The organism is Shinella sp., assembly GCF_035998705.1.
Classification (GTDB): Bacteria; Pseudomonadota; Alphaproteobacteria; order Rhizobiales; family Rhizobiaceae; genus Shinella.
Genome location: NZ_DASYHH010000002.1, coordinates 1 through 19,785, shown reverse-complemented (window position 1 = coordinate 19,785; position 19,785 = coordinate 1). Strand labels below are relative to the sequence as shown.

General features: G+C 64.0%; 20 protein-coding genes and 1 pseudogene. 12 read left to right on the top strand and 9 right to left on the bottom strand.

The genetic code is table 11. The features are described from left to right. Nucleotides 1-2: 2 nt before the first annotated feature. From mtaB to VGN93_RS00175, 4 genes are all read right to left on the bottom strand, one after another. Entirely contained in the window at nt 3-1,292 is a 1,290-nt protein-coding gene (gene mtaB / locus VGN93_RS00190; protein ID WP_327505864.1) for a tRNA (N(6)-L-threonylcarbamoyladenosine(37)-C(2))-methylthiotransferase MtaB, read from the bottom strand. Continuing rightward, nucleotides 1,289-2,188 carry a diaminopimelate epimerase gene (gene dapF, locus VGN93_RS00185; protein WP_327505863.1) on the bottom strand — a complete coding sequence of 300 codons (900 nt, stop codon included), beginning with the start codon at nt 2,186-2,188 and terminating at the stop codon, nt 1,289-1,291. Before dapF ends, mtaB begins: the two co-directional genes overlap by 4 nt. A 79-nt stretch (nt 2,189-2,267) precedes the next feature. Further along, nucleotides 2,268-3,302, bottom strand: a complete 1,035-nt coding sequence (locus VGN93_RS00180; RefSeq protein ID WP_327505862.1) for an MBL fold metallo-hydrolase — start codon at nt 3,300-3,302, stop codon at nt 2,268-2,270. A 164-nt stretch (nt 3,303-3,466) separates the two neighbouring features. Next, complete coding sequence (locus tag VGN93_RS00175) at nt 3,467-4,471, bottom strand: P63C domain-containing protein (protein WP_327505861.1); 1,005 nt, start codon at nt 4,469-4,471, stop codon at nt 3,467-3,469. A 560-nt stretch (nt 4,472-5,031) separates the two neighbouring features. Here VGN93_RS00175 and ffh point away from each other — a divergent pair. The 5 genes from ffh (at nt 5,032) to trmD (ending at nt 8,832) form a co-directional block, all read left to right on the top strand. Further along, complete coding sequence (gene ffh / locus VGN93_RS00170; RefSeq protein WP_327505860.1) at nt 5,032-6,600, top strand: signal recognition particle protein; 1,569 nt, start codon at nt 5,032-5,034, stop codon at nt 6,598-6,600. A gap of 11 nt (nt 6,601-6,611) precedes the next feature. Continuing rightward, complete coding sequence (locus VGN93_RS00165; RefSeq protein ID WP_069060657.1) at nt 6,612-6,935, top strand: chorismate mutase; 324 nt, start codon at nt 6,612-6,614, stop codon at nt 6,933-6,935. 36 nt (nt 6,936-6,971) lie between these two features. Continuing rightward, nucleotides 6,972-7,337 (top strand): 30S ribosomal protein S16, encoded by a 366-nt coding sequence (gene rpsP, locus VGN93_RS00160; protein ID WP_327505859.1) that lies wholly within the window; start codon nt 6,972-6,974, stop codon nt 7,335-7,337. 147 nt (nt 7,338-7,484) lie between these two features. Next, entirely contained in the window at nt 7,485-8,135 is a 651-nt protein-coding gene (gene rimM, locus VGN93_RS00155; protein WP_414713964.1) for a ribosome maturation factor RimM, read from the top strand. Between the two features lies 1 nt (nt 8,136). Then, entirely contained in the window at nt 8,137-8,832 is a 696-nt protein-coding gene (trmD, locus tag VGN93_RS00150; RefSeq protein ID WP_327505857.1) for a tRNA (guanosine(37)-N1)-methyltransferase TrmD, read from the top strand. Here trmD and VGN93_RS00145 read toward each other — a convergent pair. Continuing rightward, a complete protein-coding gene (locus tag VGN93_RS00145; protein WP_327505895.1) occupies nt 8,814-9,560 on the bottom strand; it encodes a sulfite exporter TauE/SafE family protein in 747 nt (248 codons plus the stop codon). The genes trmD and VGN93_RS00145 overlap by 19 nt on opposite strands. Before the next feature lie 296 nt (nt 9,561-9,856). On the opposite strand from VGN93_RS00145, the gene rplS reads away from it, so the two are divergent. From rplS to VGN93_RS00130, 3 genes are all read left to right on the top strand, one after another. Beyond that, a complete protein-coding gene (gene rplS, locus VGN93_RS00140; RefSeq protein WP_327505856.1) occupies nt 9,857-10,393 on the top strand; it encodes a 50S ribosomal protein L19 in 537 nt (178 codons plus the stop codon). Between the two features lie 150 nt (nt 10,394-10,543). Next, the gene (locus VGN93_RS00135) at nt 10,544-11,341 is read left to right on the top strand and encodes a transporter substrate-binding domain-containing protein (protein WP_327505855.1); all 798 of its coding nucleotides are present in this window, start codon (nt 10,544-10,546) and stop codon (nt 11,339-11,341) included. Nucleotides 11,342-11,350: 9 nt separating this feature from the next. Beyond that, the gene (locus VGN93_RS00130; protein ID WP_327505854.1) at nt 11,351-12,157 is read left to right on the top strand and encodes an amino acid ABC transporter permease; all 807 of its coding nucleotides are present in this window, start codon (nt 11,351-11,353) and stop codon (nt 12,155-12,157) included. A gap of 5 nt (nt 12,158-12,162) precedes the next feature. Here VGN93_RS00130 and VGN93_RS00125 read toward each other — a convergent pair whose 3' ends face one another. Further along, nucleotides 12,163-14,061 carry a CASTOR/POLLUX-related putative ion channel gene (locus VGN93_RS00125; RefSeq protein ID WP_327505853.1) on the bottom strand — a complete coding sequence of 633 codons (1,899 nt, stop codon included), beginning with the start codon at nt 14,059-14,061 and terminating at the stop codon, nt 12,163-12,165. 349 nt (nt 14,062-14,410) lie between these two features. Between VGN93_RS00125 and leuC the strand changes: the two genes are divergently transcribed. After that, nucleotides 14,411-15,820 carry a 3-isopropylmalate dehydratase large subunit gene (leuC, locus tag VGN93_RS00120; protein ID WP_327505852.1) on the top strand — a complete coding sequence of 470 codons (1,410 nt, stop codon included), beginning with the start codon at nt 14,411-14,413 and terminating at the stop codon, nt 15,818-15,820. Nucleotides 15,821-15,908: 88 nt separating this feature from the next. Next, the gene (locus tag VGN93_RS00115; protein ID WP_327505851.1) at nt 15,909-16,421 is read left to right on the top strand and encodes a histidine phosphatase family protein; all 513 of its coding nucleotides are present in this window, start codon (nt 15,909-15,911) and stop codon (nt 16,419-16,421) included. A gap of 169 nt (nt 16,422-16,590) precedes the next feature. Here VGN93_RS00115 and VGN93_RS00110 read toward each other — a convergent pair whose 3' ends face one another. Continuing rightward, a complete protein-coding gene (locus tag VGN93_RS00110; RefSeq protein WP_327505850.1) occupies nt 16,591-17,421 on the bottom strand; it encodes an aldo/keto reductase in 831 nt (276 codons plus the stop codon). A gap of 134 nt (nt 17,422-17,555) precedes the next feature. After that, nucleotides 17,556-18,101, bottom strand: coding sequence for a L,D-transpeptidase (locus VGN93_RS00105; RefSeq protein WP_327505849.1), 546 nt, complete (start codon nt 18,099-18,101; stop codon nt 17,556-17,558). A 109-nt stretch (nt 18,102-18,210) separates the two neighbouring features. Here VGN93_RS00105 and VGN93_RS00100 point away from each other — a divergent pair, with 109 nt between their 5' ends. Next, a complete protein-coding gene (locus tag VGN93_RS00100) occupies nt 18,211-18,894 on the top strand; it encodes a response regulator transcription factor (protein WP_256119518.1) in 684 nt (227 codons plus the stop codon). An 18-nt stretch (nt 18,895-18,912) separates the two neighbouring features. Next, nucleotides 18,913-19,368, top strand: a complete 456-nt coding sequence (locus tag VGN93_RS00095; RefSeq protein ID WP_327505848.1) for a cyclic nucleotide-binding domain-containing protein — start codon at nt 18,913-18,915, stop codon at nt 19,366-19,368. 185 nt (nt 19,369-19,553) lie between these two features. Here VGN93_RS00095 and VGN93_RS00090 read toward each other — a convergent pair. Then, nucleotides 19,554-19,785: pseudogene (locus VGN93_RS00090) on the bottom strand (IS110 family transposase); the annotation flags it as partial.

Here is a 19,785-nt window from a genome sequence, read left to right as displayed (position 1 = left end):
CGCTAGTTGCGAAGGGAGGCGGTGCCGGCAAGGGTCGCTGGCCGCATCGTCAGGTGTTTTCCATTGTGGCCGGTGATCGTCACCGGCACAAGCGCGCGGGGTTTTAGACCCGCGGCGTCGACGAGCGTGAAGTTTTCGGTATGGGCGAGGCCGTTGTTCTCGACCAGGATGTCCTGCGTGCTGCCGACCATCCCGTCGAGATGGGCCTCGTGCAGGCGTTTTCCAACGTTGCGCAGCCGGCTGGCGCGCTCCTTGACCAGCGCCCGGTCGAGCTGCGGCATGCGGGCGGCGGGCGTGCCGGCGCGCGGGCTGTAGGGGAAGACGTGCAGATGCGCGATGCCGCAATCCTCAGCGTGCCGCGCGGCATTGGCGAACATCTCGTCCGTCTCCGTCGGGAAGCCGGCGATCATGTCGGCGCCGAAACTCGTTTCCGGACGCAGGGTTTTCACGCGCGCGCAGAAGGCGACGGCGTCGGCGCTCGAATGGCGCCGCTTCATGCGCTTCAGGATCAGGTCGTCGCCATGCTGGAGCGAGAGATGCAGGTGCGGCATGAAGCGCGGCTCGTCGGCGATCAGGTCCCAGAGATGGCCGTCCGCCTCGATGCTGTCGATCGAAGAGAGGCGCAGGCGGCTGATTTCCGGCACCTGCTTCAGCAGCTTTTTTGCGAGCTGACCGAGGCTTGGCTTGCCGGCCAAGTCGCCGCCGTAGCTGGTGGCATCCACGCCGGTCAGCACGATTTCCGAATAGCCGCCCTCGACGAGTTTGCGGGCCTGCTCGACGACGGCGCCCATCGGCACGGAGCGGGAATTGCCGCGGCCATAGGGGATGATGCAGAAGGTGCAGCGATGGTCGCAGCCGTTCTGCACCTGCACGAAGGCGCGCACATGGCCGTCGATGAGTTTCACCATCTGCGGCGCGGTCTCGCGCACGCTCATGATGTCGTTGACGCGCAGCTTCTCTTCCGCCGAGACGCCGAAATCCGGCAGCGCGCGATAGGCGGCGCTTTTCAGCTTCTCCTCGTTGCCGAGCACGGCGTCCACTTCCGGCATTTCGGCAAAGGTATGCTTCTCCGTCTGCGCGGCACAGCCGGTGACGATGATGCGGGCATGGGGATTGTCGCGCCGCGCGCGGCGGATCGCCTGGCGGGCCTGGCGCACGGCCTCGCCGGTGACGGCGCAGGTGTTCACCAGAACGGCATTGTTGAGCCCCGCCTTCTCGGCTTCCGCGCGCATCACTTCCGATTCGTAGGTGTTGAGCCGACAGCCGAAGGTTATGACCTCGACGCCGCTCAAAGGGCGGCCGCCTCGGCATCGTCCCGGCGGAAGGCGCCGGTCGCGGGATCGAGCGTGCCGGACCATTCCCATTCGGCCGGGCCGGTCATGACGACGTGGTCGTCGTCGCGCCATTCGATGGTGAGCGTGCCGCGGTTCGGGCTGCTGGCAACGGTGATGGCGACCTTGCGGCCGGTGCGGCCGGTGCGCGCGCCACTGACGCCAGAGGCGCAGGCGGCGGAACCGCAGGCGAGCGTCAGCCCGGCGCCGCGTTCCCAGGTGCGGGTGGTCATGGCGGTGGGCGACGTGACCTGCGCCAGCGTGATGTTGGCGCGCTCTGGGAACATCGGATGGTTTTCGAGGAGCGGGCCGAAGCGTTCGAGATCGTAGGACATCACGTCGCGGTCGACCCAGAAGATCGCATGCGGATTGCCCATCGAGGCGACGGAAGGCGAATGCAGGATCGGCGCGTCGATCGGGCCGATCTGCAATTCGATGCGGCTGGTGTCGTAGAATTCCTCGGCGAGCGGAATGCGGTTCCACTCGAAGATCGGCTTGCCCATGTCGACCGAGATCGTGCCGTCCTCGTGCTCGACGGCGTTGAGGATGCCGGCGACGGTCTGGAAGGTGAAGACCTTCTTGCCGGTCTCGGCGGCGAGCGCCTGCACGACACAGCGCGTGCCGTTGCCGCAGGCCTGCGCCTTCGAGCCGTCGGAATTCAGGATGTCGATCCAGGCATCGGTGCCATCGACCCTGGGGTCATGCAGCGCCATGATCTGGTCGAAGCGGGTGGCGGGATCGGCATTGAGGGCGATGGCTGCGGCCGGCGTCACGACATCGGCGCGGCCACGCATGTCCACGACCAGGATCTTGTTTCCCAGCCCGTTCATCTTTGCGAAATCGACCGTCTTTGTCATCAACTTTGCCCGTCTCGGGCCGAAAGGCCCCTTTGTGGGCTATATGGCGGAAAAGCCCGCGGATTTCCAGTGTCTTGCATCAGGCGGCCGCGGCCGGGACCTCGAAGACCTCGCCGGGTCGCAGCGCGCGGAAGCGCTCGCGGGCGATGCCGGCGGCGTCGAGTGCGGTTTCAAGCGCTGCCAGCGGCTCGTCCACGCCCTCGTTGGTCAGCCGGAACGTGCCCCAATGGTGGCCTGCCACATGAGCCGCACCCGATGCCACCATGCCCTGCACCGCCTCGTCCGGGTTCTGGTGCTGCGGGCGCATGAACCAGCGCGGCTCGTAGGCGCCGAAGGGCAGGTTGGCGAGGCGGATCTGCCCGTGTTTCTCGCGGATCGCCCGGTAATTGATGCCCTGGTGAAAGCCGGTATCGCCGATATGGTAGATCTTTCCGCCCGGCGTTTCGATGAGGAAGGCGGACCACAGCGCCATGCGCCGATCGCCGAGGCCGCGCGCCGACCAGTGGTGGCAGGGCTCGCAATGGAGGGTCACGCCGTCGGCCAACGCAAGATTGCCATCCCAGTCCATCGTCGTGACGAGGGCGTTACCGACCGCCGGCGCGATGATCCGGTCGTTGCCGAGTGGCGTGACGATGCGGCAGCCGTCCCGCGCCGCAAGGGTCTTCAGCGTTGCGAGATCGAGGTGGTCGTAGTGGTTGTGCGTGACGAGCACCACGTCGATCTTCGGCAGGTCGGCAAGCTTTATGCCCGGCGGGTTGGCCCGCTTCGGACCAGCGAAGGTAAAGGGGCTGGCGCGGTCGCTCCAGACGGGATCCGTCAGGATGTTGAGGCCGGCCGTCTGGATCAGCAGCGCCGCATGCCCCGCCATGGTGACGACGAGGCGATTGCCGTCGACCCGCGGCTCCGGCACGGCGAAGGGAAACGGGCTCGGCCAGTCGAGCGGCCAGGCCGCACGGCCGCCGCCCAGCTGCCAGCGCATCAGCTCGAAGAAGCTGTTCGGCTCTTCGCCGTTCGGATTGAAGAAATAGGTTCCGTCGAAATGGCCGCTGACCGGGCCGTCATAGTACCGGTTCGCCGCGAGACTGCGGCTCGCAAACGCGCCGCCCGCAAGCATCGTGAGGGCGCCTATGCCGGACCATTTGAGAAACTTGCGACGGTTCATTGACGAGATATAAGCCTTGCGCAGAGACGCCGCAACGTGCCGTGCCGAGCTCGCGGAAATGTTATGGCTTGCCGCGGACACGCAGGCCAGCGCTCTCTGCTTGACGTTAAGCACGATCACTCGTTTTCAATGTCCATCTCATATTGAGTCCCATTTTTAGGGAAAGCGACATCAACCAACCTCTTGAACCCTTCCCAAGTCTTTGAAACTTTCATTAAGGGGATGATTTGCAAGATATGGTCGCGGAGATCGGGTTGGCCCACCTCCTCGGAAAGAAATTGATGATGGCGATGCTTGCGCCTCTTTGTCTCTTCATCAGTAGGGTTAAGCTCTCTCAGCTTTGGTAGAACCCCTGGTGGCAGGCGATCGTAAACAATGTCGTTGGTAATGTGCCCAAGTAGCGGAGTTTTTGCTTTACCCACGGGCCACTTCCAGCCTCTTAGTCTGTATATCTGCTTATAGAATTCGTCCGGGAAGCGCTTCGCCCAAGCCAATCTCTCTTCTGAAAGGTAAGCCGAAAGTAATCTGTGGAGTTCGTCGCGGTCTCTGGCCGATTGATAGCCGGTAGCCTCGTCCACGAGCGCTACAATGCCGACTTTCGCGAAGGCCCGCACAAGAGCTTCACACTGCGCTGCAATATGCAATTGCTGCCGTTGGAGTGCCCCAGCTTGGCGTGCCGCAAGAACAGCCTCGCAAATCTCTGGAAGAATTGTTGCGGGATATCCGTATGCAGCGCCGCCGCCGCCCGAGTGACGAAACCTTATCGGATTTTCAATCAGCGCCAGCAAGTCATTAGGAATAAAGGGAGAAATGGCCTTACCTGTCGCAAAACTGGCAAGTCGATCACCACCAGTGCCACCGGAGCTTCCCTGACTTAGGCCAAGGCCCCCCAATGTTCCGCGTTGCGACAGCACGCGAGTTCCGTCTTCAAGAACGTAGCAGGGAATTTCAATGTCTCCGATCTTCAAAGGGTGATCGGCTGACCCATGTGTTGCTTTGGGAACCTTTTTTTCCACGTCCCACCTCGTTCTTGCGGCTTGGCTGGCTATTTCTTTTCGCTCACTAGCAGACAGTTTTTCTGCTCGTGTGCGGCCACCTCTGCTTTGCGGGGTATCTTCCATAGAATCGCTCCATGCTTGCTGCACAGAAAACCTATGCTTGCTCGTCAAAAATAGCAAGCATGTATCTTCCTAGGTGAAATATGCTTGCTATTTTTTCAGTGTTTGGCTGCGCGCCTCTTGCCACCCTTGGCTACGGATTTTAGCCATCTTCAATGATTGTTCCTCGCCATCGCCCGTTGCGATCTGTACTGCGGACAGCTTCGCTGATCACATTAGCGGGACGCCTCAATTGTTAGGTCCGGTTGGCGTGAAGCTTTATACCGGCAAGCATGGAAGGATGGTGTCGCGTGGCAGGCATGCTATTGAACTTAAAAACTGAGGAACGATAGGGTTCCGAGCCATCCTTGACTTTCCGGCCCCGATGGGGTTTAAGCCGCGCATCTGCGACAAGTGACGATACTTGAAGCCACCGACCGGGACCCATAGCGGTATAAACAGATCCCGGAGGTCAACACCCGACAGCGCGATGCGCCCTCGGGTGCTTTTTGGCTTTGCGTCTTGTTTTTGTCACCGATGGCACCGACGTTTCCGCTACCTGCGGAAACAAGAAGGAAGATGTGATGTTTGAAACACTCCAGGACCGCCTTGGCTCCATTCTGAATGGACTGACAGGCCGTGGCGCGCTTTCCGAGGCGGATGTCGCCGCGGCGCTGCGCGAGGTCCGCCGTGCGCTTCTGGAAGCGGACGTGGCTCTGGAAGTGGTGCGCTCCTTCACCGATGCGGTGCGCGAAAAGGCCGTCGGCGCGGAAATCCTGAAGTCGATCAAGCCCGGCCAGATGGTCGTGAAGCTCGTGCATGACGAGCTGATCTCGATGCTCGGCTCCGAGGGCGTGTCGATCGATCTCAATGCGGCGGCCCCCGTCGTCATCATGATGGTCGGCCTGCAGGGCTCGGGCAAGACGACCACGTCGGGCAAGATCGCCAACCGGCTGAAGACGCGCGACAAGAAGAAGGTCCTGATGGCCTCGCTCGACACGCGCCGTCCGGCAGCACAAGAGCAGTTGCGCCAGCTCGGCGTGCAGGCGGGCATCGATACCTTGCCGATCATCGCGGGCCAGTCGCCGACCGATATCGCCTCGCGCGCCGTGCAGGCCGCAAAACTCGGCGGCCATGACGTCGTCATCCTCGATACCGCTGGCCGTACCCATATCGACGAGCCGCTGATGATCGAGATGGCGGAGATCAAGCGGAAGTCCAATCCGCATGAAATCCTGCTCGTCGCCGATGCGCTGACCGGCCAGGACGCCGTCAACCTCGCCCGCAATTTCGACGAGCGCGTCGGCATTACCGGCCTCGTCTTGACCCGCATGGACGGCGACGGCCGCGGCGGTGCGGCCCTTTCCATGCGCGCCGTCACCGGCAAGCCGATCAAGCTGATCGGCGTCGGCGAAAAGATGGGCGAGCTGGAAGAATTCCATCCCCGCCGCGTCGCAGACCGCATCCTCGGCATGGGCGACATCGTCTCGCTCGTCGAGAAGGCCGCGGAGAATATCGACGCCGAGAAGGCGGCCGCCATGGCCGCCAAGATGGCCAAGGGCAAGTTCGACCTGAACGACCTCGCCGACCAGCTGGCCCAGATGCAGAAGATGGGCGGCATGGGCGGCATCATGGGGCTGATGCCCGGCATGGCCGGCATGAAGGACAAGATGTCCGCCGCCGGCCTCGACGATAAACTCTTTGGCCGCCAGATCGCCATCATCAATTCGATGACCAAGGCCGAGCGCGCCAATCCGGACCTGCTCAAGCATTCCCGCAAGAAGCGCATCGCCGCCGGCTCCGGCACGGATGCGGCCGACATCAACAAGCTTCTGAAGATGCACCGCCAGATGGCGGACATGATGAAGATGATGGGCGGCAAGAAGGGCGGCGGCATGATGAAGCAGATGATGGGCGGCCTTGCCGGCAAGATGGGCCTCGGCGGCCTTGGCGGCGGCATGGGCGGCATGCCCGATCTGTCGAAGATGGATCCGAAGCAGCTCGAAGCGCTCGCCAAGCAGGCGGAAGCGGCCGGCATCAAGCCCGGCAGCATGCCCGGCTTGGGTGGTGGCGGACTTCCGGGCCTTGGCGGCGGGCGCCTTCCGGGTCTTGGTGGCCTGCCGGGCCTTCCCGGCCTGCCGAAGAAGAAGTGAGGGGTTGAGGCATGACGATCGATCCGACGGTCAAGCAGCAATTGGGAGAATACCGGCAGTCGATCGACAATATCGACGCTGCCCTTGTGCATATGCTCGCCGAACGTTTCCGCTGCACCCAGGCGGTGGGCGTGCTGAAGGCGACGCATGAACTGCCGCCGGCCGACCCGGCGCGCGAAGAATACCAGATCGAGCGCCTTCGCCGCCTGGCCAAGGATGCCAATCTGGATCCGGATTTCGCGGAGAAGTTCCTGAACTTCATCATCCACGAGGTGATCCGGCACCATGAAGCCATTGCCGCTGAACACAGCGGCGCAAACCAGAATACCGCTTGAGAGCCAAGCGGTCACCTACATCCAAGGAGAAATGACATGGCACTGAAAATTCGTCTCGCCCGCGGTGGCTCCAAGAAGCGTCCGTACTACCAGATCGTCGTTGCCGACGCCCGTTCGCCGCGCGATGGCCGCTTCCTCGAGAAGGTCGGTTCGTGGAACCCGATGCTCGCCAAGGACGACGTCAACCGCGTGCAGATCGACGCCGACCGCATCAAGGAATGGCTCTCCAAGGGCGCCCAGGCGACCGACCGCGTTGCCCGCTTCCTGGACGAAGCCGGCGTCGTGAAGCGCGAAGCCCGCAACAACCCGGACAAGGCAAAGCCGGGCAAGAAGGCGCTCGAGCGCATTGCCGAGAAGAAGCAGAAGGAAGAAGACGCCGCTGCTGCTGCTGCCGCCGAATAATCAACGGCGACGAACCTCTCCTCCGTCATGCTCGGGCTTGACCCGAGCATCCACCCACCGCAAATGAGGTGTGGATCCTCGGGTCAAGCCCGAGGATGACGTCAGTGGATGGGCGAGGTTCTTCACCAAGCTGACGGGCGGCGTTTCATGCCGCCCGTTTTCATTTGGAGCCTTGCGCGGAACATCGTAAGAGGCTCCACAAAACGCACGGAAGCAACCATGGTGAAACTGGAAAATCCCATCCTGATGGGCACGGTCGGCGCGGCCCAGGGCCTGCGCGGCGAAGTCCGTGTGAAATCCTACACCATCGATCCCACGGCGATCGGCGATTACGGCCATCTCCACACGGATGACGGCCGCGCCTTCGAGGTGCTGGAGGTGCGCGAGGCGAAGAACGTCGTCGTCGTGCGGTTCCGCGGCATCAACGACCGCAACGCCGCCGAGGCGCTGAACGGCACCGACCTCTATATCGACCGCGACAACCTGCCGGACGAGGAACTCGACGAGGACGAGTTCTTCTATGCCGATCTCGAAGGGCTGGAAGCTGTCGATGCGGAAGGCCGCAGCCACGGCACGGTGACCGGCATCTTCGATTTTGGCGCGGGCGACCTGCTGGAACTGAAAGGTCCCGGCAAGCGGCCGGTGCTCATTCCCTTCTCCGAGGCAGCCGTCTTGGAAATCGACGTCGATGGCGGGCGCCTGGTGATCGATCCGATTGCCGCGGGCCTCGAGGAAGAGGAAAAGGAGGGGCCGGGCAGCCGGCGCCGCCGTCCGCCCGAAGACGACGGCGGGGAATGACGTGGCTTTCCGCGCCACCATATTGACGCTCTACCCGGAGATGTTTCCGGGTCTGCTCGGCCAGTCGCTCTCCGGCAAGGCTTTGGCGCGCGGGGACTGGGCGCTGGATTGCGTACAGATCCGCGATTTCACCACCGACCGCCACCGCACCGTCGATGATACGCCGGCGGGCGGCGGGGCCGGCATGGTGCTGAAGCCCGATGTGCTGGCACGCGCCATCGACCATGCTTCCGAGGGCGACAATCGTCCGCGCCTCTTGATGAGCCCGCGGGGCCGGCCGCTGACGCAGGCGCGCGTGCGCGAGCTTGCGGCCGGCGAGGGGGCCATCGTGGTCTGCGGCCGGTTCGAGGGCGTCGACCAGCGTGTCATCGACGGGCGGCAGCTCGAAGAGGTTTCGATCGGCGACTACATTCTCTCGGGCGGCGAGCCGGCGGCGATGATCCTGCTCGACGCGATCGTGCGCATCCTGCCGGGTGTGATGGGCAATGCGCTGTCCGGCGAGCACGAGAGCTTCGAGGGCGGGTTGCTGGAGCATCCGCATTATACGCGGCCGCAGGTCTGGGAAGCGCAGGAAATCCCCGGCGTGCTGACCTCCGGCAACCACGCGGCCATCGACCGATGGCGGCGCGAGGAGGCGGAAAAGCTGACGCGCGAGCGCCGGCCGGATCTAATCGACACTCAGCCGGTCACGAAATAATAGACCGTCAGCGCCGCACCGACCGCGACCACCAGGCCGCGGATCACCGGCTGCGGCACGCGCCGCGCCGCCCAGACGCCGGACCAGCCGCCAAGCGCGCCGGCCGGAACCATGACGGCGGCCTGCGGCCAGCCGACCACGTCGCCGCTGGCGAAGACCACGATGGCGACCGCGGCGATCACCACGGCCAGGAAATTCTTCAGCGCGTTCAGGCGATGGTAGTCGCCGCCCTTGGTGAGGCCCAGCACGGCAAGCATCATGATGCCCATGCCGGCGCCGAAGAAGCCGCCATAGATCGAGGTGAAGAATTGCCCGACGAAGCCGAGCGGCGAGACCGGAGTTTCGGCATGCAGCGTCTTCGGCTTGAGATAGGGGCCGGCGGCGAAGATGATGGTGGCGGCGAGCAGCAGCCACGGCACCAACGCGCGGAAGGACGGGTTGTCGAGCGACAGCAGCAGCAGCGCGCCGGCAAGGCCGCCGACCAGCGAGATGCCGCCGAGCAGCGCCGCCTCGCGCCAGTCCGCCCTGATCTCCTTGGCATAGGCGAGCGAGGAGGTGACGTAGCCCGGAAACTGGGTGATCGAGGAGGTGGCGTTGGCGACGATCGGCGGCAGGCCGGTCAGCGTCATCGCGCCGAAGGTAAGGAAGGTGCCGCCGCCGGCAATGGCATTGACCGTGCCGGACAGGAATCCGGCGACGAAAAGCAGTATGGCATCGGCTATGGACATGATACTCCCGGCGGCAATGGTCATGCCGCTTCTCCCTGTCCCGCGTGATAGCGTGGCGGTGAAAGGCGGGCAAGGGCCGAAAACCGGCACATCCCCGCGGATTCTTTCGGCCGTGGGGATGACAAGCGGGTTCGATTGGTGTATTGGCCCGCACGGATTTGGGATTACCCAGCCGACCTGCAAGCAAAGAATGGCGAATCCGCTCCGCCCCATAACGGGCTAACCTTAGAGGCATGACCTTCAAAGGTGACCGTCGAGCGCTCTGGCTGTTTCAGAAAAACCAGAAGGTTAGACCAATGAACATCATCCAGCAGCTCGAAGCCGAACAGGCAGCGAAGATCGAAGCCAAGCGCCAGCTTCCGGAATTTTCCCCGGGCGACACCGTCCGCGTCAACGTCCGCGTGACGGAAGGTTCGCGTACCCGCGTACAGGCCTATGAAGGCGTGTGCATCGCCCGCTCGGGTGGCGGCATCAACGAAAGCTTCACCGTTCGCAAGATCTCCTACGGCGAAGGCGTCGAGCGCGTATTCCCGGTTTACTCGCCGCTCGTCGAAGGCGTCGAAGTCGTCCGCCGCGGTAAGGTCCGTCGCGCCAAGCTCTACTACCTGCGCGACCGTCGCGGCAAGTCGGCTCGTATCGTCGAGAACACCGGCACGCGCGCCCGCAGCCTGAACGACGCCGAGCGCGCCGCCGTTGCCGAGGAAAAGGCCCGTCTCGAAGCCGAGAAGGTCGCAGCCGCCCAGGCGCTCGCCGCTGAAAAGGCCGCAGCTGAAGCCGCCGAGAAGGCCGCTGCTGCCGAAGCCGCCAAGGCCGCAGAAGCCGCCGCCGAATAATCCGGCAGCCGCAAGCATTTCTAGAAGCCGTCGGCCCAGGCCGGCGGCTTTTTGTTTTCGGGAAAGGCGGTTGTGCGCAACCGCCGTGCTTGCCTCGCCACCTGCTCCTGTGACAGTGTTCCGCCGCCACAATCCAGGAGCTTGAAGCCGATGTTCTCCCGCCGCGCCGTCCTTGCAGGCCTTGCCGCCGCTGCCCTCATGCCCGCCGTCGCCTTCGCCGCGGACCTGCCCGATTTCGGCGGCAAGTCCGTCGTCGTGGTGACGGAGAACGCCTATCCGCCGCTGCAATTCGTCGATCCGAAGTCAGGCGAGCAGATCGGCTGGGAATATGACGCGATGAACGAGATCGCCAAGCGGCTGAACTTCAAGGTCGAGTACCAGAACACCAGCTGGGACGCGATGATTCAGGCCGTCTCCGACAACCAGTACAATATCGGCATGACCGGCATCACCATCAAGGACGACCGCAAGGAGAAGGTCGACTTCTCCGACCCCTATCTGCGCTCGCAGCAGTTCATGCTGGTGCGCGGCGACGAGGCGCGCTTCACGGATGCCAAATCCTTCGCGGCGCTGACGGACGGCCTGATCGCCGCCCAGCCGGGCACCTCGCCCTTCTACACCGCCGTCTACGAAATCCTCGACGGCAACGAGCAGAACCCGCGCATCAAGCTGTTCGAGACCTTTGGCGCGACCGTGCAGGCGCTGCAGGGCGGCGATGTCGACCTCGTGCTCACCGACAGCGTCGCTGCCAAGGGTTATGTCGATGCGTCCAACGGCAAGCTGAAGGTCGTCGGCGGGCCGCTCGGCACGGAGGATTTCGGCTTCATCTTCCCGAAGGGCTCCGATCTCGTGGCGCCCGTCAATACGGCGATCGCGGCGCTCAAGGCGGACGGCACGCTCGACGCGCTCAACAAGAAATGGTTCCTCGACTACAAGATGGGTCAGTAGCGGGCGATCATGGCGCCCGTTTCCTCTAACGCGGCAAAGGACGACTATCCCTGGTGGCTGGTCGCCCTTGCCGTCATCGCGCTGGCGCTTGCCGGCGTCATCGTGGCGAACGATCTCTACACACAAGTGTTCGGCGTCGTGCTGAAAGGGTTGTGGGTCACGATCTTCGTGACCCTCGTCTCCTTCCTGCTCGCCACCGCGCTCGGCCTCGGCCTCGCGCTGATGGCGCTGTCGGACAGCAAGGTGCTGCGTCAGGTCGCACGCTTCTACACGGAGGTCATCCGTGGCGTGCCGATCCTCGTGCTGCTGTTCTACATCGCCTTCGTCGGCGCGCCGGCGCTGGTGGCGCTGGTCAATCTGGTGATCTCGCCGCTTGTCAGTGCCGGGTTCATCGAGCCGATGCAGGTGCGCGACGTCTCGCTGATGTGGCGGGCGATCATCGCGCTGATGATCGGCTATTCCGCCTTCATCGGCGAGGTTTTTCGCGCAGGCATCCAGTCCGTCGACAAGGGGCAGGTGGAGGCGGCCAAGGCGCTCGGCCTGTCGCGCTTCCAGCGCTTCCGGCTCGTCGTCTTTCCGCAGGCGGTGCGTGTCATCCTGCCGCCGCTCGGCAATGATTTCGTGGCGATGGTCAAGGATTCCTCGCTCGTCTCCGTGCTCGGCGTCGCCGACATCACGCAGATGGGCAAGGTCTATGCCTCCGGTTCCTTCCGGTTCTTCGAGACCTATTCCATCGTCGCCTATGTCTATCTCATCCTGACGATCGGCCTTTCGCTCGGCCTGCGCGGCCTGGAAAGGCGCCTGCGGCGGACCTGAGGCTTTTACGTGCGCGAAAGGATGATCAGGCGGTCGGAGGGATCGAAGGTCACCTTTTCCGATTTCGCCGGATTGACCACGACGCCGCCCATGTTGCGCGGGTCGTGCCCCGCCCGTTTCGCGTGGCTGTAGCCGAGCGCCACCTCGCCGCGGATGAGGGCCGCAAGATTGACGGTGTAGAAATTCACCGGCCGGTCGATGGCGATATAGTCGGTCACCGGGCGCATGTAGATTTCCGAGCCGTCCTCGTCGAGCAACTCGTCGAAAATCTGTGCCATCAACTCGTTTTCCGAGGCCTGCGCCAGCATGAGGCTCACCAGCTTGTTGCTGACGACGAAATCGTCGGCGCGGGTGACGGCGGCCAGGTTGCGGTTGCGCACGTCGATCATCTCGCTGACGATGCCGATATGCTGGTTGGCGGCGTCGGCGATCTTGCGAAGCTGCAACAGCGTGACGAGCGTCGCCGTGTCGGCCGGCTGGGCGGCCATGTGGTCGCTGTAGCCGAGCACCAGAACGTGGTCATAGGACGGCACATCGAGCGCATCGAGGGCGGCGCGGTTCGAGGTGTCGACGACGGTGCAGCGGACCGAGAGGTTTTCCTTGATAAATTGGAGCTTGGCGACATCCGCCTCGAATTCCGGCGTGTCGGCGGCGATCATCAGCTCCGAGCCGGGCGCGACGTAGCGCGACAGTTCCTGCGTGATGATCGGGCCGCGCCGGTTCCAGCCGAGCAGCAGGGTGCGCTCCGGTCCCGGCTCGCGGTTGACGCGCGGGCGCACGATTTCGCGGTCGACCTCGAACTCAGCGGTCCTGAGCTTGATCGTCGCGTCGTCCTCGGCAATCAGGATGGCCCGTTCGCCGGGAAGCATGATGCGGTTCGTCGGCGGGTTGAGGTGCACGACGCCGTCGGTGTCGCAGATACCGATCAGCGTCGACGTGTCATAGGCCATGACCGCATTGCCGAAGGACTTTCCGGTGAGTGCCGGCTGCTCGACGGCGTAGATTTCCGAGCCGTCGAAATCGAGCAGTTCGGTATAGACGGCCGAAAGGCCCGCCTGCCGGCTGGAGCTGACGACGATACGCGAGATCAGCTCGTCGGCGAGCACCAGTTGCAGCTCAGAGCCGCCGACGATGCGGGCGACCTCGGCATTCTTGGCATCGCGGATCTCGGCGGCGATCCGGTAGGGTTCCTTGCGCCGCTCCGGGTCGTTGACCAGCGCCAGCACGGTCTTGATGACCTGCGAATCCGCATAGTCGCTTTCGGGCGACAGCACGATGATCGAGCGGGAGGCCTGCGGATTGACGATGTTGACGTCGTAGAGGTCGGTCGGGTCGCCGTTGCGGCAGATGATGCGGGTGTTGCCGAGATCCGCGATCTTGTCGGCGATCTCGTCCTCCATCTCCACCTTGTCCTTGGCGGCCATGATGACGATGCGCGGGTTGCGGCGGCTCTGGTTGGCGATCACCAGTTCGGAAATCACGTCGAAGATCGAGGGCGACCAGTTGAAGATGATCGTGTGGTCCTTTTCGAGCACATGCGAGCGGCCCTTGCGCAGCTCGTCGAGCTTCTCGTCGAGGCCCGAGCTCAGGACGCCGATCAGCGCGGAGAAGACGAAGATGCCAGCGACGGTGACGGCGAGCGAGACGCCGCGGAAGCTCCAGCCGACGTCGCCGCCCATCGTGCCGGCATCCATGGTGCGCATCAACGATTCCCAGGCGCCTTCGATGAAAGACACCGGCTCGCCGCCGTCCGGCTTGATGCCGGTCAGGGCGAGGAACAGGCCGGCGACGAGGATGACGACCAGCGAAATGACCGCAAGCCAGCCGATCAGCGCGATCGGCCCCGCCGCCATGCTCTTGTCGAACTGGTAGCGCGCGCGGTCGCGCCAGGTAATCGTCTTCATGTATGTCCCCTCGAGCCGACGCTTAGCCGGATACGTGTACCGAGTCTCAAAAATTCGGGGAAGCCGCAAGGAGGCGCGCGGGAAATTTTAGGAAGAGCGTAAACGGCGGTGCCGGCCGGCAACTTGCCGAGCGCCGCAAAAATCGTTATATGCGAGCCATGGAATCCAAGTTCGGATGCACGGAAAAGCATGTCGTCGTGCTGCAGGATCACAAGCGCCTGCCGGCACGCTTCTTTGCGCGCGTCTTCGGGGCGCTCACCAGCCGCCTAGCCTGATCGCTTGCGATCCTCGCGAGCCCTGCGCTCGCCGATTTCCAGTACCCCAACACATGCCAAGCGGATGAAGAGCCATGAGTGCACCCCGTACCCTCTATGACAAGATTTTCGACGATCACATCGTCTCGCGCCAGGAAGACGGAACCTGTCTTCTCTACATCGATCGTCACCTGGTTCACGAGGTGACGAGCCCGCAGGCCTTCGAAGGCCTGCGCATGGCCGGCCGCAAGGTGCGCGCGCCGGAAAAGACGCTCGCCGTCGTCGACCACAACGTGCCGACCTCGCCGGATCGCGCCCAGGGCATCAAGAACGAGGAAAGCCGCATCCAGGTCGAGGCGCTCGCCACCAATGCCGCGGAATTCGGCGTCGAATATTACTCGGAAAAGGACGTGCGCCAGGGCATCGTGCACATCGTCGGCCCCGAGCAGGGTTTTACGCTGCCGGGCATGACCATCGTCTGCGGTGACAGCCACACCTCGACGCACGGCGCCTTCGGCGCGCTGGCGCATGGCATCGGCACGTCGGAAGTGGAGCATGTGCTCGCCACCCAGACGCTGATCCAGAAGAAGGCGAAGAACATGCTGGTGCGCGTCGACGGCCAGCTGCCGCCGGGCGTTACCGCCAAGGACATCATCCTCGCCATCATCGGCGAGATCGGCACCGCCGGCGGCACCGGTCATGTCATCGAATTCGCGGGCGAGGCGATCCGTTCGCTGTCGATGGAAGGCCGCATGACGATCTGCAACATGACGATCGAAGGCGGCGCGCGCGCCGGCCTCATCGCGCCGGACGAAAAGACCTTCGAATATATCAAGGGCAAGCCGCGCGCGCCGAAGGGCAAGGCGCTGGACATGGCGCTGGAATACTGGAAGACGCTCTACACGGAAGAGGGCGCGCATTTCGACCGCGTCGTCGTGCTCGATGCCGCCAACCTGCCGCCGATCGTCTCCTGGGGCTCCTCGCCGGAAGACGTCGTCTCCGTGCAGGGCGTCGTTCCGAACCCGGACGAGATCGAGGATGAGACCAAGCGCACCTCCAAGTGGCGCGCGCTCGACTATATGGGCCTGAAGCCGGACACCAGGATCACCGACATCGCCATCGACCGCGTCTTCATCGGCTCCTGCACCAACGGTCGCATCGAGGACCTGCGCGCCGTCGCCGCCGTCGTCGAGGGCCGCAAGGTCGCTGCCACCGTCGACGCCATGATCGTTCCGGGCTCCGGCCTCGTGAAGGAACAGGCGGAGCGCGAAGGCCTCGACAAGATCTTCAAGGAAGCCGGCTTCGACTGGCGCGAGCCGGGCTGCTCCATGTGCCTTGCCATGAACGACGACCGCCTGAAGCCGGGCGAGCGCTGCGCCTCCACCTCGAACCGCAACTTCGAAGGCCGCCAGGGCTTCAAGGGCCGCACGCATCTCGTCTCGCCGGCCATGGCCGCCGCCGCCGCGATCGCCGGCCACTTCGTCGATATCCGCGACTGGAAATGATCACGGCGCCATCGCGGTTGTGATAGAAGGCCGGGAGCATGCTCCCGGCCTTTTTGTTTGCCGGCCTCTTCTTTTGAAGGAGATTTCCATGAAGCGCCTTCTTCTGCTGCGTCACGCGAAATCGGCCTGGCCGGATGGCGTCGAGGATCACGACCGGCCGCTCGGCGACCGGGGCCGCCGCGATGCGCCGCACATGGGCATGCATATGGCCGCCGCGGGCCTTGAGCCGGATTTCGCGCTAGTGTCATCCGCCCGCCGCACGCAGGAGACCTGGGCGCTGGTCGCTCCGGCCTTTGCCAGGCCCTGCCCATCGCGCACCGTGCCGTCGATTTACGAGGCCGCGCCGGCGGCGATCCTCGCTGTGATCCACGCGGCGCCGGACGAGAGCGGGACGCTTCTGGTCATCGGGCACAATCCGGGTTTTGAAGAGGTGGCCAAGCTGCTGGCGCCGCAGGGGGAGGCAGAAGCTTTGGTGCGGCTGAAGACGAAGTACCCGACGGCGGGGCTGGCGGTGATCGCCTTCGATCACGAACGTTGGGCGGATATCGCACCTGGCTCGGGCCGGCTTGAAGCCTTCGTCACGCCGATGACGCTGGCTTAACTGAAGCGGACGACTGAGGTCGCCCCACCCCCGACGTCATCCTCGGGCTTGACCCGAGGATCCACCCGCGGTGAGGCATGGATGGTCGGGTCAAGCCCGACCATGACGGAGGAGAGCTCAGCGGACTTTTCCTGCGGTCAACAAACAACCGGCGTCACTCATTGCAGAATCAGAAGCTCGCCGTCATCGGGTCCGGGCCGATGCGCTTGCCGCCTTTTTCGAGGCTGGCGAAGGTCGCCATGTCCTCGTCGTCGAGCTTGAAGTCGAAGACCTTGAAGTTTTCCGCGATGCGCGACGGCGTCACCGATTTCGGGATGACGACCAGGCCGTTGTCGATATGCCAGCGGGTGATGACCTGGGCCGGCGTGCGGCCGTGTTTTGCCGCGACCTTGGCGACCACGGGGTCGTTCAGCAGCGTGCCCTGGCCGAGCGGGCTCCAGGATTGCGTGATGATGCGGTGTTTTTCGTGGTAGGCGCGGGTTTCCTTTTGGGGGAAATCCGGGTGCAGCTCGATCTGGTTGATGACCGGGGTGATGCCGGTTTCGTCGATCAGGCGCTGGAGGTGTTCCGGATAGAAGTTGGAGACGCCGATCGAGCGGGCGCGGCCTTCCTTCTGCAACTGGATGAAGGCCTTCCAGGTGTCGACGAACTGGCCGCGCTTCGGCGCCGGCCAGTGAATGAGGTAGAGGTCGACATAGTCGGTGCCGAGCCGCTTCAGGCTGGTGTCGAAGGCTTTCAGCGTCGCATCGTGGCCCTGGTCGCCGTTCCAGAGTTTGGTGGTGAGGAAGATTTCGGCGCGGTCGACGCCGGAGGCGCGGATACCCTCGCCGACGCCCTGTTCGTTCTCGTAGATCGCCGCCGTATCGACATGGCGGTAGCCGCTGTCGAGCGCCGCCTTGACGGCGGTCACGGCCGTGTCGTTCGGGGTCTGCCAGACGCCGAGGCCGATCTGGGGAATGCTGTTGCCATCGTGAAACAGGATTGTCGGTTGATCGCTCATCAGAATCTCTCCGTGAAAAAATTTGGCATGCTTGAACCCGTCCGGGTTTCCCGTGGCGCCTTGCAGCCCGGCGACGGTCGAGGCTGATATAGGTCCCGCAGCGCAGCATTTCAGCCCGCCCGCTGGCAAAATCGTCAGAGCACGCGCACGACCGTGCCGCGGCGCAGATGCGGCAGGATGCGCAGCATGTCGCGCTTCGCGATGGCGACGCAGCCGGCGGTCGGCTCGTAGCCGGGGCGGATCAGGTGGAAGAAGATCGCCGAGCCCCTGTTGCGGCGGCGCGAGGTGACGTTCCAGTCGAGCACGAGGCAGATGTCGTAGAGTTCGTCCGTGCGGCGCATCTCTTCGTGGCTCGGCTTGAACGGGGCGCGCACGAGGCGGTTGTAGCTCGGATGGTTCGGCGCGTCGCACCACAGCATGGACGGCCGGATGCGGCGGAAGGGCAGGGTGGTCCCCGGCAAGGCCACGCGGTCGCCGCGCACAAAGCCGGAGAGCAGTGCCATGGCCGCAATGGGAGTGGCGCCGTCGCCTTCGCGTTTGCGGGAGGTCGCGCCCGTGCGGCCGATCGCGGCGGGAATGCGCAGGGAACCGACCTGCACGATGGCGCGGGTCTTGCTGCCCGGCGCGGGGCGCACGAGGATGGTCTTCACGCAATGTTTAGGAGATGTGATCCGGCTCATGTCATTCCGCCATATTCGTGCCTTGTGGCAACTTGACTGGCTAAGCCATGGACGGGCTTGCCAAAAGCGCCAGTTCCCTTACTTTCAGAGGAATGCCGAGAGGTAAAGCATGACATCCCGTACCATCCTTCTTGTCGATGACGACAACGACCTTCGCGAGACGCTCGTCGAGCAGCTTTCGCTTTACGAGGAATTCTCCACGCTCGAGGAAATGACGGCCGGCAAGGGCATCCAGACCGCGCGCGCCAACCAGATCGACCTGCTTATCATGGATGTCGGCCTGCCGGACATGGACGGGCGCGAGGCGGTGAAGCTGTTGCGCAAGGGCGGCTTCAAGGCGCCGATCATCATGCTGACCGGGCACGATACCGATTCGGACACGATTCTGGGCCTCGAAGCCGGCGCCAACGACTATGTGACGAAGCCGTTCCGCTTCGCCGTGCTGCTCGCGCGCATCCGGGCGCAGCTGCGCCAGCACGAAAGCAGCGAGGACGCGACCTTCACCGTCGGCCCCTATACGTTCAAGCCGGGCCAGAAACTGCTGACGCTCGAAAACGGCCAGAAGATCCGGCTGACGGAGAAGGAGGCGGCGATCATCCGCTACCTCTACCGCGCCGACCAGAAGGTGGTGACGCGCGACGTGCTCCTGGAAGAGGTCTGGGGCTACAATTCCGGTGTCACGACCCACACGCTGGAGACCCATGTCTATCGTCTTCGCCAGAAGATCGAGCGGGACCCTTCCAATGCGGAGATTCTCGTGACAGAGAACGGCGGCTACAAGATCGTACCGTAATTAGAAAGAAAGCTGACCGTGGCTCTTAGCGACGACATCGCCCTGCTTTCCCGCGTGCCGCTTTTTGCGGGGCTCGCCGACGACAAGCTGCGGCTGATGGCTTTTGGCGCGGAACGTCGTCGGCTGGTCGAGGGGCAGACGCTGTTTCGCGAGGGCACGTCGGCCGATTGCGGCTTCGTCGTCGCCTCCGGCGCCTTCAGCCTCACCTCGACGCTTCGCGACGGCTCGATGCGCGACGAGGGTACGGCGCAGGCCGGCACGCTGCTCTCCGAGCTTGCGATGATTTCTGCCGTCGAGCGCAAATATACGGCGGTGGCGACCGAAGACAGCGAGGTCATCCGCATCAACCGCCCGCTTTTCCGGCGCATGCTGGAGGAGTATCCGGACGTCGCCGTCCTCGTCGACGCCCGCATCCGCGAAAATCTCGCGGCGATGATCAGCGAGATGCGCAGCCTTGCGGGGCGGTTCGCCTGAGGAATCGGGTGGGATTGGTGTAACCCCCCTCTGGCCTGCCGGCCATCTCCCCTCAAGGGGGGAGATCGGCAAGCGGCGGGGACACTCCGCAAGCAGCAGCCTCTGTAAAGAGCGAGACGTCACCCCATCCGATCTCCCCCCTCGAGGGGGAGATGGCCGGCAGGGCAGAGCGACTGTCTTGGCTGTCAAGCGTTTTGCCATTGCTGATTGTCCCTGATGACAGCGTTGAGGATGGTGAGCAGCTTTCGCATGGTTGCGACGATGGCGACGATCTTTGGCTTGCCGGCGGCCACCAGCTTGTCGCGGAAAGCCTTCAGGACGGGGTTGTGACGGCTGGCGACGAGGGCGGCCATGAACAGCACGGCCCGCACCTTGCCCCTGCCGCCGCCGATGAAGCTCCTGCCTTTCCACGTGCCC

Excerpts from the sequence above, each read along its gene's own strand:
- dapF (WP_327505863.1), bottom strand. The coding sequence starts at position 2,188 with ATGACAAAGACGGTCGATTTCGCAAAGATGAACGGGCTGGGAAACAAG.
- VGN93_RS00180 (WP_327505862.1), bottom strand. The coding sequence starts at position 3,302 with ATGCTTGCGGGCGGCGCGTTTGCGAGCCGCAGTCTCGCGGCGAACCGG.
- VGN93_RS00175 (WP_327505861.1), bottom strand. The coding sequence starts at position 4,471 with ATGGAAGATACCCCGCAAAGCAGAGGTGGCCGCACACGAGCAGAAAAA.
- ffh (WP_327505860.1), top strand. The coding sequence starts at position 5,032 with ATGTTTGAAACACTCCAGGACCGCCTTGGCTCCATTCTGAATGGACTG.
- VGN93_RS00165 (WP_069060657.1), top strand. The coding sequence starts at position 6,612 with ATGACGATCGATCCGACGGTCAAGCAGCAATTGGGAGAATACCGGCAG.
- rpsP (WP_327505859.1), top strand. The coding sequence starts at position 6,972 with ATGGCACTGAAAATTCGTCTCGCCCGCGGTGGCTCCAAGAAGCGTCCG.
- rimM (WP_414713964.1), top strand. The coding sequence starts at position 7,485 with ATGCCGCCCGTTTTCATTTGGAGCCTTGCGCGGAACATCGTAAGAGGC.
- VGN93_RS00145 (WP_327505895.1), bottom strand. The coding sequence starts at position 9,560 with ATGTCCATAGCCGATGCCATACTGCTTTTCGTCGCCGGATTCCTGTCC.
- rplS (WP_327505856.1), top strand. The coding sequence starts at position 9,857 with ATGAACATCATCCAGCAGCTCGAAGCCGAACAGGCAGCGAAGATCGAA.
- VGN93_RS00135 (WP_327505855.1), top strand. The coding sequence starts at position 10,544 with ATGTTCTCCCGCCGCGCCGTCCTTGCAGGCCTTGCCGCCGCTGCCCTC.
- VGN93_RS00130 (WP_327505854.1), top strand. The coding sequence starts at position 11,351 with ATGGCGCCCGTTTCCTCTAACGCGGCAAAGGACGACTATCCCTGGTGG.
- VGN93_RS00125 (WP_327505853.1), bottom strand. The coding sequence starts at position 14,061 with ATGAAGACGATTACCTGGCGCGACCGCGCGCGCTACCAGTTCGACAAG.
- leuC (WP_327505852.1), top strand. The coding sequence starts at position 14,411 with ATGAGTGCACCCCGTACCCTCTATGACAAGATTTTCGACGATCACATC.
- VGN93_RS00115 (WP_327505851.1), top strand. The coding sequence starts at position 15,909 with ATGAAGCGCCTTCTTCTGCTGCGTCACGCGAAATCGGCCTGGCCGGAT.
- VGN93_RS00110 (WP_327505850.1), bottom strand. The coding sequence starts at position 17,421 with ATGAGCGATCAACCGACAATCCTGTTTCACGATGGCAACAGCATTCCC.
- VGN93_RS00105 (WP_327505849.1), bottom strand. The coding sequence starts at position 18,101 with ATGAGCCGGATCACATCTCCTAAACATTGCGTGAAGACCATCCTCGTG.
- VGN93_RS00100 (WP_256119518.1), top strand. The coding sequence starts at position 18,211 with ATGACATCCCGTACCATCCTTCTTGTCGATGACGACAACGACCTTCGC.